The following is a 13,620-nucleotide window of genomic DNA, read 5'->3' on the forward strand; positions in this document are numbered from 1 at the left end:
ATGAGAAGTCTGTATTGTATCTTATTTTGGTTCTGCTTTGGCAGTTCCGTATACGCCCAAAGCGGAGAAATCGTTTCTGTTCGTTTTCGCTGCCTGTCGCTGGATGCACCAATTCGGACGCCCTTATATGTGCAACCGGAAGGCGGGCAGGGGGTTCGCATTTATAATAATGTGCGGACGGGCTGGATCAACTATCAGGGGACATTGCCGATCGTTTTCTATAAAGATTCGGACGCTGAAAATGCTCCGCGTATTCCAGTGGCAAGGTATAATCTTCCCCCGGACAACCCCGCTCCACTGTTGTTGTTCTCCAGGACTAAGTCGGGTCCGGCCGAATATGATGTATATTCCATCAACGACTCGGCCTCGCTTTCTCCAGTCGGGAGTTTTCGTATTTATAATTTTACCGAAAGGGATGTCGCCGGGAAGATCGGAGACCAGGTTTTTCGGGTAAAGCCCAATGCCTATGCAGTCACCGAAATGCCGGAAACGAACTCCGTCTCTGTGAGTGTGAAGCTTGCTGAAGGAACCAATGAGGGAGTCAAAAGACTTTTTGCCGCAACGTGGGATTATTCCTCCAAATGCCGTTATCTGGTTTTCATCATGCCCACGGATGACCCAACCCGTGGGAATATTCAAATACGGAAAATCACCGATTTTGTGAGCGGTAATTAATCGTAACGGTTACATTTTGTTATCAGTCAAAATATGCAGAATTTCCTTGGTTTATTTGCAATAACGTTATAGTAATCTTCTTAAACGATAGCATAGCCCCTAAAATTAGCCCCCACCGGATAATATATTTTGATCTTTCTCTTGGCGTTACGGATGCCAAACGAACCAATCTACCAACCCTAAAAACAAAGATATCAATATGAATAAAAATCTCCCCTTCGCATTTGCCGGGCGCACCGCGATGATTGTCGCTGCGGCTTCGCTGATGACCGCATCCGCACAGGCGGACGTGCTGGTTTATGATGGTTTTGACTACACTCCGGGCAGTAATATGTCTGGCCTGAATGGAGGTAGTGGCTGGAGCAACAGCTGGTTCACTTCCGGTACCTATACTGCGACCAGTGGCTCTATTGCGCCCTCTTCACTTTTGAGTGAGGATGGCTTTGTGTCCGCACCGAGCGCAGGTGGAACTTTCAGCCGCGAGTATGGTACGAGCGTTGTAGGAACTGGAGACGAAGAGTTGTGGTTTAGCTTTGCGATGAATCGTGCGGCTGACGGTGGAGGTAGCGCTAAAAAGGTGTCTGTTAATCCGTTCTCTAATACCACAAACGCTGACGCTGGGCAGTTTTTGGGCATCTTCTCGGACAATAATACCACTGATGCAGTTGCCCGAATTCGTTGGGGTACATCGTCGCAGATTGATACGTCATCGACTTTCACTCTGGGTGTAGGCACGAACTATTTCATCTACGGTCAGGCTGTATTCACCGAAGCGGGCACCACGACACTGAATCTTTGGGTAGTGGAAAGTTCCACGGATATTTCTACGCTTTCGCCTTCAGATCCAGCTACCGCTACGGTCGTTAGCACCAGCTTTTCGTCCAGCAACCAAAATGCATTGGATACCTGGGCGACCGCCCAGGGCGTTGAACCATCCAACTTTGATGAATTCCGAATTGGCGATACATTTTCTGATGTTGTCGTGGTCGTTCCAGAACCATCTACCTACGCTTTGATGGGCGGTATGTTGGTACTTGGCCTCGCTGTCCTGCGTCGTCGTAGGTAGATGCTTTTGTGAAGCATATCTTCTCAATGGCCCGAAGTCACTCTTCGGGTCATTGACTCCTGAATCGATATAACGTTATATTATTTCTTTGAATGTTTCCCCTTGTTTTTAGACTTTCGCTATTAAGCGCATCACTAATGGTGGCTACAGCATCGTTCGCCATTAGTTCTGACGACGTTCCGATGGAACAAATATCTATCACCCCGCAAATGCTATCGAACGCTGATGCTGCAACTGGGTTGTTTGATGAGCAAGGTATGGGTGCAAACCCAACGATGTTCGCGCCAAAGACACAATGGACGCCTGCTAGTAAGGCACCAGTCAGCTTTGTCATCGATTTGGGCGAAGAGGCGCACCTTGGCAAAATCATGTTCTGGGACCTGAATGGTAACGGCGATGTGGTGGTTTCGTCAGGCGCTGAGGGCAACTGGACAGAGCTTCTCGTCGAAGATGGTGTTGGCTTCAAGAAATGGAAGATCCACGAGGGCCTTGATGCGAATACCCGCTACCTCAAAGTAGACAAGATGACCGATGGTGCCGCCTACGGCGAGATGCTTGTCTATGCCTACACACCTGAAGGTTCTGCCATGGTTGCCGAAGCAAAAGCGGAGGCCGAGCGTCGCGACGCCATTATCGCGAGTGCACTCGCTGAAGCAAAGGACCGTCCACTCGTGGATACTGGCACTTTATTTGGTGAGCTGCCTTTGGTGGATGAGGTAAACCCGGGACTGGAGACTACGCATTCCTTTGTTGATTTCCCGGCCGGTGTTTCTCAGGTAGAGAACGTCCTCGGCAAGCCCGTTCGCGTGTTGCCCAATGAAGGCGAGGATGTGAAATACTTTGCCTACCAGATGGCTGAAAATAAATATCTGGAGCCCGGTAAACCATACCTGCTGACCGTTGAATTTCCGGATAATGCCCCGCGCTCATTCCATGTTGCAAATCGTGGTGGCGATATGACGAGAGGCATTCAAACGGGTAAGGCACTTGGCGATGTTATCTTTACATACACCAGCACGAACCTTGAGCCGCTGGACATTCCGCTCTCGAACAAATTCATGACCTTCCAACAGCTGTTTTGGCTGAATGATGGCTATGACGGCATTGAGCAGAGTCGTAATCCTAAAGAACGTATTTTCTCACCCGTCAGTGGTTTCCGCGTCATCGTTGGCCAGCCTGGTGCCGAGCAAGCACCGTTATCCAAGGGGGCAGCGGTTGCGCGTATTCGTCTCTTCGAGGTGCCGGATGTAGAACGCTTCTTCGTTCCCTTGAACCTCCCGGAAGGGTTGCCGTCGCGTCACCTTTTCTATCGCGAGGAGATGGCCGACGCGGTTATCAATTCCGCAAATGAGTCGGAGCGCTCGGTCACCAATCCGACCGACTGGTATGAGTATCACATGCGCCTGATGCGCTTCCTGGGTATGAATACCTTCTCCAAGGATCTGCTTGAGTTCGGCCATGCCCAGCACTGGGATGTGGAAAACCCTTCGTGGTATAACTCGCACAAGTTCCCGCATGTGTGGGGTGAGGTGGTGGACCTCGTGCAGCAATACGGCCTAACGCTGTTGCCATACTACGAGTATGCTGGAAGCACGGGCCGACAGGGCCGTGGACAACGCGGTAAGGGCGATCAACTCGTTATGCCGCTGGATGGCGATGACTTCACGCACGTAGGGTTTGCCGAAAAGAACCGCGTCGATCTTACCGATCCGGAAACGCTGGCTGAATTTAAGCACATCATCGATTTAACGATTCTCAAATACAAAGATCGCGCGGAGTTTGTGGGTCTTTGGTTGCGACCGCGTGTTGCGCAAATGCCGATGAGTTTTTCGGACAAAACGTTGGCCCGCTTTTGCGAGGAAACCGGTCGCGCTAAGATGACCCGTAAGGAACTCAAGGACGATAAGGCGACGCTGGACGCCTACTACGAATGGTGGTTTGGCAAGCGCAAGGAGTTTCTCTTTGCAATCTATGATTACCTAAAAGTCAATGGTGTTGGTGAAGACGGTGATCCTGAGTTGCTATTCATGGCGGTTCCCAAGGAACCGGTGCCCGACATCTTTGTTCGCGGTAATCACCGCATCGTGGTCACGGATGATACCGAGTTGTGGAAAGATATTTCTACCCGGCGCGAAGACTACGAAAATTTCTATGTGATCGACGAAAATGACGTGCCCGCACAGCATCTTTACTTGGATGCCATCACGCGGCCGCTGAAGACATGGGGCAGTTGGGAGTGGCACCACGCCGCGCCGCAGGCCGATCCACAGAATTACAAGGACACTGAGGGCATCCTCATGGTCTATCCCTATAACCGTAAATACACGGTCACGGATCCAACTGCGATGGACGCGTTCAGGAATGATACCGGTTTGGCAATGGTTCGGCACTTTCCGTTGAACGAGAATACGATGGACTACGTAACGGGCTATTTCGTCACGGATTTCGAGCGCGTGGGCACCTACCAAATGATGCCCGAAGCGCTGGCGGTGGCGAATGGCGATCCTTGGTATCTGGGTTACACGAGCGGCCATGTGTTCAATCGCGGATTCCCATCGTATGCGCGCCGCTTTAATGCAAACTTCCTGGCCTTGCCCGCGTTGCCTAGCCGCGTGGTGGAAGGTGCCGCCAGCCATGAAAATGTGGTTGTTCGGGAAATTAAAACGGATGGCAAAGGCACCTACCTTGCGATCGTGAACACTGGAGTCGAGCCGTTGAAATCTGTTCAAGTTAAGGTTCCCGGTAACGGCCGTGTCACCGCAGCGGCGACTGGACGCGTCGTCTCAGAGGGTGGCAAGTCGGTGACTCTGGACTTGGACGCCTACGAGCTTCAATCCTTACATATCCAATAATACCTCTTTCACATGGACGCGAAGCGATGCAACAACACACCGGCAACTGCTAGCACGAACCGCGCAGTCCGGCTGGTATTGTGTCATTCGTGGCATTGGCGACTTCGCAACCTGGTTTTTGACTTGGGGGTAAAACTGAGGGACTCGGTCGATAAGGCGGTTCCTGGTCTTGGGGAGAGTGCGAACTCTCCTCAAGGCCGAATTGCCTTGCATGACAGGGCGATGCCTTGGCCAGAATCGTCGCTCCCATTTGTTGGCTATCGTTGGGCGTTCGGTTGATCGCCGACGCACTTTTTATATCAGCTAATTGCCCCTTACATTTGTTGATCTAACTGGAAAAATATTATGCGTGTTATCCCCTGTGTCTCCCTGCTGTTAGCTGCTGTCATTGCGCCATCACTGCATGCAGTGGATCCTGTGAACGCTGATGACTTCGAAGTCTATGGCTTTGATTTTCGCAGTGACGGATCTATCGATATGAACGGTCGGCTGCTGGTGCCGGAGAACTATGATCCGGCGATCTCTTATCCGATTGTGCTTCTCTTTCATGGCGCAGGTGAGCGTGGCTCGGACAACCGGATTCAGGTCGAAAGGAATATCGCTTATCTCGTGGAGGCTGCCAAGGCGCGAGATTTCTTTATCTACGCACCGCAACTTCCATCGGGAGGGTGGAGCTCATCGCAGACCGATAACGCTTGGCGTGCGTTGGGTAATGTGATGGCGGACTACAACATTGACCGGCAGCGGATATATACGTCGGGCATTTCACTGGGTGGCGGCGGCATCTGGCAGTCAGTCGAGATATATTCCGATGTGGTTGCTGCGACATCTGCCGTGGCGGCCGTAGCCTTTAGTGCGGACGTTGGTTCGCACTCGATGGGTGAGCCCATCTGGCTGTTTCATGCGCAAAATGACGGAACCGTCGGCGTAAATACATCGCGCAATCGCGTGAATGAAGTGCTTGCTGCCAATGGTGAGCCGACGGTTACCTTTCCTTTGGCCAATAACGATGGCTCGCCTTATCATTCCGACGGAACTACCTATTTGGAAGCGAATGACCTCCGCTACTCGGAGTATCCCAATGGTGGACACTCTATTTGGAACAAAGTCTATGCCCAATCATTCCTCTATGACTGGATGCTGGCGCAAGAGGGAGACAATGACTGGGCAATCGGTGACACCTTTTTGATCGATCTAGGTAATCGCTCTTTCACTGGCCTAGATAGCGATGGCAAACAGTGGAACAGCACGGCATACGGCTATCACGACACCATGGGCGCGAGTATTGTGTTCCCGCGTCTGGAAAACGCTGGCCGGGCGCAAGCAGTGGTTGAGCTGATAGAACCTTTTGCCGGACATTTCTTGGTCACCTATCCATCCGGAGCGCTTTTCGATGAGGAGATCTCCAATGACGGTTGGGTCACCCAAAGTAATGCCACCGAAACGGATGGGGCAGGGGTATTGGCTTTTACCGGCTTGTATCCGGGCGGTGTTTACGAGGTGGAGATCTACGCCTATGAGGCGAATGACGATGGTGGCCGCGGGCGTATGACTCGATATAAAATCGGCGATGAAGTTCGCGATCTTGACGTGACCTTGAACCTCGATTCGACGGCAGTCTTTAGTACAGTCAGTGCGAACAGCGAAGGGCGCTTTGAGCTGAAGGTTTTCCCCACGCCGGATTCCGGTGCCCGCTATGGCCACATCAGCGCGGTGCGTGTTACGTTTGTATCGGGTCCAAGTGGTCCTCTTGATAGCCCGCCAGTCGTGGATGCAGGCACGGATCAGGAGTTGGTTTTAACGCATGGTTCGACGGTCTCGGGTAGCTTGTCCGGGGCGGTTTCGGATGACGGGCTGCCATCAGGCACGTTGACCTCGCAATGGTCCGTCGTGGATGGGCCGGTGGGCTCGACTCCGCTTTTTGCCGATGCGCAATCGCCAAGCACGAGTTTCAGCTTTGATGAACCGGGTGTTTACTTACTGCGACTGTCCGGTAACGACGGTGCAACCACGACCAGCGATGACGTTACGATAATCGTTCGGCTGGATGGAGGTTCCCTGGGCGGTGAAACGGTTTTCTATCAGAATTTCGACAGCTCCAGCGTCTTGTCGGATTACGTTGCCGCGAGTGATCCAGCGGTAGGTGAATTCGACGATATCAGTGCGAACACCAATGGCGGTAGCTGGGAGATTGATGCAGGTAAGCTCGTTCATCAGCGTGATGGTGGAACGGGTGCGGCGGGCTTTCAGCGTATTCTTTCAACGGGCGGTGGCATGTCGTTTGTCCGTATGGAGTTTGAGCTCTCGGTCGAAGATACTTCCAGCTATAGTGATATTGCGGCGTTCATTCTGGGCGACTGGAATACTGCGTTTACTGACAACGCTAGTGGCAGCAATGCGCAGCGCTCATTTGGCCTAATCGTTAAAGCGCGTGGTGAGGGTCAATACTATCTTCGGCTGACGGATGGGACGACGAATTATGATACGCCGAATATGCCGGCCAGCGCTACACCGCTGAGGGTAATTTGGTATTCCAACATGTCCGGTGAAGCGAAAACTTACCGAGGTGTGGACGGTATCGAGTATGGGCTGCCGAACAACTGCTCTGATCTTTGGGTAGATGATACTTTGCTAATCGATGACGCTCCGCGCCAAAGCAACTATAGCGCCTCCACGATTAGCGCGTTTCGTTTTCTCTGCTCTTCGGGCCAAGCCGTTCGCATGACCTTTGATGAATTACGGGTGGTGGATCAGTCAATCATGACCGCGCTGCCAAGCGCTTACCAAGCTTGGTTAAGCGAGTGGCTCGATGCTGGTGAATTGGGGGATGCCGCGCTAGTCGACGCCGAGGCCGATCCCGATCACGATGGCCGCAGTAATTTGGTTGAATACTACCTTGGCACGAACCCGACTGATCCCGGTGCGCGCGGCGGTGAAGTATTTGCGATGAATGCGGCACGCGATATCCAGCTAAGCCGCGATCCTGGTAAGGACGACTTGGTCGTCGAACTATGGTCTAGCGTAAACCTTGCGGACTGGGAGTTGATCGCCGTGAGCACCGAAGGTGGCCCGTTTGTGAGCACGAACGCCTACGCGATAACGATCGAGGAAAATGGCGAGTCGCCATCGGAAGTGACGATCAATGATCCCCGTAGCACGGGGCCGGATGCAGAGGCGCAGCTGTTTTACCGACTGCGCCTCACGCGGGCTGAGTAGATTTTACGCGGGCGCTTGTTCGACGAGTTGGATCGAACCTGAGACGGTGTCGGTGGCAACATTGATGCTGTCGATGTCGGACTTGTCCGTATTGATCAAGGCGAGCTTGTAGTCGTGGACTGGGCGCAGGTCAACGGTTTGGCCTTTCTGCTTAAACAGTGGATCAGGTTGGTGGCTGAGCTGGCAGTTTTCAAAGGAAATGTCGCGCACGGTGCCTTCCTGGTCGGCATAGAGGAAGGCGGGGGTGGGGGCCGTCATCTGGATGTTTTTGAAATGAATGTTCCACACCTCGCCCAGAGGGGCCGAAAGATTCTTGAGCCGGTGAATTGAGCTTATGGAAATCGGCTCGCCGTTGCCCCACCAACTGCCGGCCATGTAGCGGGTTTGGATTTTGATATTCTCGCAATGCACGTCATGGATGTCGCCAGCGTCGCGAGCCTGAATCAGGATGCCGCGATTGCTGTCGTAGATCTCGATATCCTTGAGATGAATTTGAGACATGTTGTTCTCACCGTAGCCGATACGGATGCCGGATGAGCGGCTGGAAAGGCGGCAATTTTCAACATGGATATCCAGCAGCTCGCCTTCCAGGTTGGTGAAGCCAAGCTCAATCTCCGGCTCGCCTTTGAGATCACGGAAACCAGTCAGTGCGATGCAGTCATCTCCAGATTGGATATCCAGATTTTTCAAGACGGCATGTCGGCAAGAGGTCATGTGAATGCCATCGTTGTTCGGGATGTTTTGGTTATGCGAGATCGTGAGGTTTTCGACTTCGATATTGACGCAATCAGCCAAGTGAATTGTCCAGTATGCCGATCCACGCGCGCTGAAGTCTTTGAGGGCGACTTTTCGGCAGTTGGAAAAGATGAGCATGTTGCCCGGGCGTTCTTTGGGTTCGACGGGGCCATCTTGAAATGGATTGTCGAAGGCAACGAACTCAGCGCCTTGTTGGATCGAGTTGATGTCGTAGTCGATGTAGGTGCGCGATTGGTCCATGAAGAACCAGTTCAGTTCGTCGCCATTGATTTCGCCAACACCAGTGACGGAGATATTTTCCAGATTTCGCGCAAGCAGAATACCGCCAACTTTGTCTTCGTGTCGGTGGTGTTCATATACCGGAGAAGCTTGTAGAATTGCGCCTTTGGCAAGGTGGATTTCGGTGTTCGATTTCGGGTAAAGCAGGCCGGTCACGAAGCGCCCCTTAGGAATGAGAACACGCGTTGGCGTTACGCCATCCACGGAGTCGAGCGCGCGTTGCAGAGACTCGGTGCAAATCGTTTGACCGGACGCGTCCGCGCCAAAGTCGAGAATGTTGATAACGGGATTTGTCGACATTGTGAGTTAATTGGTGGGTTCAATATCGCTTGTGTATAACGTTATAGTTAAGCTTGCGTGCCGCGCGTCAAGCATGATGTTTAATGCCAAGGCGAAAGTCTTGGGCTCGACTTCAGGTGTGCTTAGTTGGCCAGCTGTCTTTCGGCTTCTATGCTTTGAATCAGTGACCTCGTTGTCGTGCCGTCGGTCCAGGAGCCACCGATAAGGGTCGCTTTGGGATACTCCGGCACACCGACTTCTCCGGAGTGAATCATGCTGATGACCATGTCGACCGCAGCTTCACCAGCGTGGTCATTGTGCTGCTTCATGCCGGACCATTCCGGGCGGTCTTTACGCCACTCTAGCTGGATGAGGCCGATGTCCTCTGGCACACGAAAGTTCAGGTTGCTCAACCAAAGCCGCACGACATTGTAGAGGGTGAAGATGACATCGGGCTTCTCGCGGTCCAACCACTGCTTAAAGAGGGATGGGTCGGATTTTGCCGCCGTTACCTGGTAAAAGGGCTTCAGGCGCTTGCGTTGCGGCAATGAGCTTTGGCCAATTTGGTAGCCTGCCGTGAAGCGGCCTTCCACCAGATCGTCGATCGTTTTATCGAGGACCAGGGCGGGGCGCTGATAGCCCAGTTCGAGCGCTTTCTCAAAAGCGCGCAAGGCGATGATGTGGTGGTCCGTACAGGCAAAGGGAAGTGCTGGCTCACGCGTTCGCACACCGGTAACGACGCATGGGTAGGCATCCCAAGTCGGGGCAAAAGCGCGGGGCAGTCGATTGGTATTCATGAGGCCGACAATAATGATGCCGCGAATGCCGCGTGCATGAAGAATGCGGTTCAAACGCTCGCCATCCAGCTCCGGATCGTGCAGCCAAAAGGTGTCAAAAGTATAGCCCAGATGCTGTGCTCTTCTTTTACAACCTGCGACGTAGGTGGGGATGGTTGGGTGCTGCTGAAAGGCAAACTTATCTTTGTTGGCGTTGATCAAGGCCAGGGTGGCTTTGGGGCCGGCGTTTTGTCCGGAGCGGAGCTGTGTCATGAGGTGCGCCACGATAGGATTTCGCTGATAGCCCATGTCATCGGCGATTCGTTGAATGCGCTCACGGGTCCGGGGTGGAATTTGCGAATCGTTCCGCAATGCGAGGGAAACGGTATTCTTGGAGACACCGGCTTCACGGGCAATGTCAGTCATCGTTACGCGTTTCATAGCCGACATTTTCACGCGGGCGACATTACTGTCAAGCCGCGTCGCGATTTACAGGATGATTCTGGTAACTATGATTATTAAAGTAACTCATTTCCCCGTCTCTCGTCGTTACCCAAACCATCGAGAGAGTCGGCAGCGCCGCGTCGCAGATTTCTACTTATAGCCCTATGAACAATTACGCAGAAGAAATACAAAACGGCCAGGCTGTGCTTGGCATTGAGCTGGGCTCTACACGGATTAAAGCGGTGTTGGTTGGCACTGATAATCAGCCAATCGCATCGGGCGGATACAGCTGGGAAAATCAACTGATCGACGGCGTCTGGACCTACTCTTTGGATGAAGTTTGGGCGGGCGTCCAGGCCAGCTATTCAGCGTTGAAGAAAAACGTGTTGGCCGAGCATGGCGTAGAGCTTTCCACTATCAAAGCCATCGGCTTTAGCGCGATGATGCACGGCTATCTGGTCTTTGGCGCGGATAACGAGCAACTGGTCCCGTTTCGCACTTGGCGCAATAACATTACCGGGCCTGCCTCGGAGAAATTAGGTGAGCTTTTTGATTACCCAATACCTCAGCGGTGGAGCATTGCGCATCTCTATCAGGCTATTCTCAATGGTGAGTCGCACGTTGGCGAAATCACTTACATGACGACGCTTGCCGGCTATGTGCATTGGAAGCTAACCGGGCAAAAAGCGATGGGCATTGGCGAGGCATCAGGCATGTTCCCCATCGACATTGGTTCGCAGGATTTCAACGCAGGGATGATCGCGCAGTTCGATGAGTTGGTGCAAGAGAAGGGCTATGGCTGGAGCCTGAAAGAACTGTTGCCACAAGTGCTATCCGCGGGCGAATCGGCAGGTGCGCTGACGGAAGAAGGTGCCAAGCTGTTGGACCCTTCTGGCTCGCTCAAACCGGGGATTCCGTTCTGCCCGCCAGAAGGCGATGCGGGCACGGGCATGGTGGCGACCAACAGCGTCGAAGTGCGCACGGGTAATGTCTCGGCGGGCACCTCCGTTTTCGCAATGCTGGTTCTAGAAAAAGAGCTGACCAAAGCGCACCATGAAATTGATTTAGTCACGACGCCCGATGGCAAGCTCGTGGGCATGGCGCACACGAATAATTGCTCCTCGGATATCGATGCATGGATCGGCTTGCTCGGAGATGCGGCCAAGACCATGGGGGCTGATTTTAGCACGGACGAACTCTACGCCCGGCTTTTCAATCTCGCGCTGACGGGGGATGCGGACTGCGGCGGCCTCCTTGCCTACGGTTATGTTTCCGGTGAGCACGTGACGGGTTTTACCGAGGGGCGACCGCTCTTCGTGAGGTCACCGGATAACCGCTTAACGTTGCCGAATTTTATCCGCACGCATTTGTTCACCGCGCTTTGTGCGCTGCGCACCGGCCTCAATGTTCTCTTCGTCGATGAGGGCGTGGAAGTCGACGAGATCCGTGGTCATGGCGGATTTTTCAAAACACCGGTTGTCGGTCAGCGTATCATGGCGGCGGCGACGGGCGCACCGGTTTCCACGCTGGACACCGCAGGCGAGGGTGGTGCCTGGGGCATCGCACTTTTGGCCGCATACATGATGCGCGCAGATCAGGCCATGACGCTGCCCGAATTTTTAAAACCTGTTTTCGCCGACAGCATGGGAGCAGCGGTTGAACCCGACCCGGAGGATGTCGCGGGCTTCCTTCGCTTTTTTGAACGCTACCACCGCGGCCTCTCAATCGAGCGCGCGGCAGTAGACGCGATTTAATGGTTAAACCTTAGCAATGATTTAATACAATGAGCACGAAACAAGTTTGGTTTGTCACCGGTAGTCAGCACCTTTACGGCCCGGAAACGTTGAAGCAAGTGGCGGCGAACGCCGAAGAGATCGCCAAGGCGCTCAACGCCGATGCATCGATACCGGTCGAGATCGTCTTCAAGCCGATTGTCACCACTCCGTCGGAGATTCGGTCGACCCTCGCCGCGGCTAGCAGTGAGGCGAGCTGCATCGGTGTTATCACATGGATGCACACATTCTCGCCGGCGAAAATGTGGATCAGCGGCCTGAATGCGCTGACCAAGCCGATCTGCCATCTGCACACGCAGTTCAACCGCGACATCCCTTGGGATATCATCGACATGGACTTCATGAACCTGAACCAGTCGGCGCATGGTGGGCGTGAATACGGTCATATGCTGACCCGCATGCGCATTCCGCGTAAGGTGATCGTGGGCCACTGGGAAGCATCTTCGGTCCGCAATCAATTGGCAAAGTGGGCGGGCGTTGCGCTTGGTTGGGATGAAATGCGCAACCTGAAAATCGTCCGCTTTGGCGATAACATGCGCTATGTTTCGGTGACTTGTGGGGACAAGGTCGAGGCCGAGCGGGTGTTCGGTTTTGAAGTGAATACGCATGCCGTGGGCGACTTGGTTGCGGTGATCAATGAAGGTGCGGATGCGGAAATCGACAATGTATGCCAAGAGTATGCCGACCTGTATGATTTGGCTCCAGAGCTGGCTAAGGGTGGGGCGCGCCACGACTCTTTGCGTGAAGCCGCGCGCATTGAGATTGGCCTGCGCCGATTCCTGGTCGACGGCGGCTATGGCGCATTTTCCGATACCTTTGAAGATCTCCACGGCATGGTGCAGTTGCCGGGCTTGCCGGTGCAGCGTCTTATGTCCGACGGATACGGGTTTGCCGGTGAAGGAGACTGGAAGCACGCCATGCTGGTGCGCGTGCTCAAGGCGATGACTCCGGGCATGAGCGGCGGCACCTCCTTTATGGAGGACTATACTTACCACTTCGATCCGGCTGGCGCGCGCTGCCTGGGTTCGCACATGTTGGAGATTTGCCCGTCCATTTCGGCGACCAAGCCACGTGTCGAAATTCATCCTCTGGGCATCGGGGGGAAGGCTGACCCGGTTCGCCTGGTTTTCAATGGCTCCACGGGTTCGGCGATCAATGTTTCGCTGGTCGATCTCGGCAACCGTTTCCGCTTCCTCGTGAATGAGGTGGAAAGCGTCGAGATACCCCATGAAATGCCGAAGCTGCCAGTGGCCCGCGTCCTCTGGGATGCCAAGCCGAACCTGGCAACGGCGGCCGAAGCCTGGATTCAGGCGGGCGGGGCTCACCACACGGCGTTCAGCTTTGACGTGACTGCGGACCAGATCGAAATGCTCGCCGAGATCAGCGGCGTCGAGTGCGTTTTCATCGATGAGGCGACCGAGATGCGCCGATTCAAGCAGGACCTGCGCACGGGCGAAGTTTATTACGGCATCCGGGGGATCTAA

The 13,620-nt window shown here is 53.8% G+C and carries 8 protein-coding genes; 6 read left to right on the forward strand and 2 right to left on the reverse strand.

Features of this window, described 5'->3' with window-relative positions; translation table 11 throughout:
• The 4 genes from O3S85_RS02275 (at position 1) to O3S85_RS02290 (ending at position 7,809) form a co-directional block, all read left to right on the forward strand.
• On the forward strand, positions 1–675 hold the full coding sequence (locus O3S85_RS02275) for a hypothetical protein (RefSeq protein ID WP_269537531.1): 675 nt from the start codon (positions 1–3) through the stop codon (positions 673–675).
• Between the two features lie 199 nt (positions 676–874).
• Positions 875–1,741, forward strand: coding sequence for a PEP-CTERM sorting domain-containing protein (locus O3S85_RS02280; protein ID WP_269537533.1), 867 nt, complete (start codon positions 875–877; stop codon positions 1,739–1,741).
• 182 nt (positions 1,742–1,923) lie between these two features.
• Positions 1,924–4,593 carry a hypothetical protein gene (locus O3S85_RS02285; RefSeq protein ID WP_269537535.1) on the forward strand — a complete coding sequence of 890 codons (2,670 nt, stop codon included), beginning with the start codon at positions 1,924–1,926 and terminating at the stop codon, positions 4,591–4,593.
• Positions 4,594–4,938: 345 nt separating this feature from the next.
• On the forward strand, positions 4,939–7,809 hold the full coding sequence (locus O3S85_RS02290; protein WP_269537537.1) for a carboxylesterase family protein: 2,871 nt from the start codon (positions 4,939–4,941) through the stop codon (positions 7,807–7,809).
• A 3-nt stretch (positions 7,810–7,812) separates the two neighbouring features.
• Here O3S85_RS02290 and O3S85_RS02295 read toward each other — a convergent pair whose 3' ends face one another.
• Both O3S85_RS02295 and O3S85_RS02300 read right to left on the reverse strand, forming a co-directional pair.
• Positions 7,813–9,144, reverse strand: coding sequence for a glycoside hydrolase family 28 protein (locus tag O3S85_RS02295; protein ID WP_269537539.1), 1,332 nt, complete (start codon positions 9,142–9,144; stop codon positions 7,813–7,815).
• Positions 9,145–9,266: 122 nt separating this feature from the next.
• Positions 9,267–10,340 (reverse strand): LacI family DNA-binding transcriptional regulator, encoded by a 1,074-nt coding sequence (locus O3S85_RS02300; protein ID WP_269537541.1) that lies wholly within the window; start codon positions 10,338–10,340, stop codon positions 9,267–9,269.
• Between the two features lie 167 nt (positions 10,341–10,507).
• Between O3S85_RS02300 and O3S85_RS02305 the strand changes: the two genes are divergently transcribed.
• Positions 10,508–12,097, forward strand: a complete 1,590-nt coding sequence (locus O3S85_RS02305) for a xylulokinase (RefSeq protein WP_269537543.1) — start codon at positions 10,508–10,510, stop codon at positions 12,095–12,097.
• A gap of 29 nt (positions 12,098–12,126) precedes the next feature.
• Positions 12,127–13,620, forward strand: coding sequence for an L-arabinose isomerase (araA, locus tag O3S85_RS02310; protein ID WP_269537544.1), 1,494 nt, complete (start codon positions 12,127–12,129; stop codon positions 13,618–13,620).

The organism is Cerasicoccus sp. TK19100 (genome assembly GCF_027257155.1).
In the GTDB taxonomy this organism is placed as follows: Bacteria; Verrucomicrobiota; Verrucomicrobiia; order Opitutales; family Cerasicoccaceae; genus Cerasicoccus; species Cerasicoccus fimbriatus.

Excerpts from the sequence above, each read along its gene's own strand:
- O3S85_RS02300 (WP_269537541.1), bottom strand. The coding sequence starts at position 10,340 with ATGAAACGCGTAACGATGACTGACATTGCCCGTGAAGCCGGTGTCTCC.
- O3S85_RS02275 (WP_269537531.1), top strand. The coding sequence starts at position 1 with ATGAGAAGTCTGTATTGTATCTTATTTTGGTTCTGCTTTGGCAGTTCC.
- araA (WP_269537544.1), top strand. The coding sequence starts at position 12,127 with ATGAGCACGAAACAAGTTTGGTTTGTCACCGGTAGTCAGCACCTTTAC.
- O3S85_RS02290 (WP_269537537.1), top strand. The coding sequence starts at position 4,939 with ATGCGTGTTATCCCCTGTGTCTCCCTGCTGTTAGCTGCTGTCATTGCG.
- O3S85_RS02295 (WP_269537539.1), bottom strand. The coding sequence starts at position 9,144 with ATGTCGACAAATCCCGTTATCAACATTCTCGACTTTGGCGCGGACGCG.
- O3S85_RS02305 (WP_269537543.1), top strand. The coding sequence starts at position 10,508 with ATGAACAATTACGCAGAAGAAATACAAAACGGCCAGGCTGTGCTTGGC.
- O3S85_RS02285 (WP_269537535.1), top strand. The coding sequence starts at position 1,924 with ATGGAACAAATATCTATCACCCCGCAAATGCTATCGAACGCTGATGCT.
- O3S85_RS02280 (WP_269537533.1), top strand. The coding sequence starts at position 875 with ATGAATAAAAATCTCCCCTTCGCATTTGCCGGGCGCACCGCGATGATT.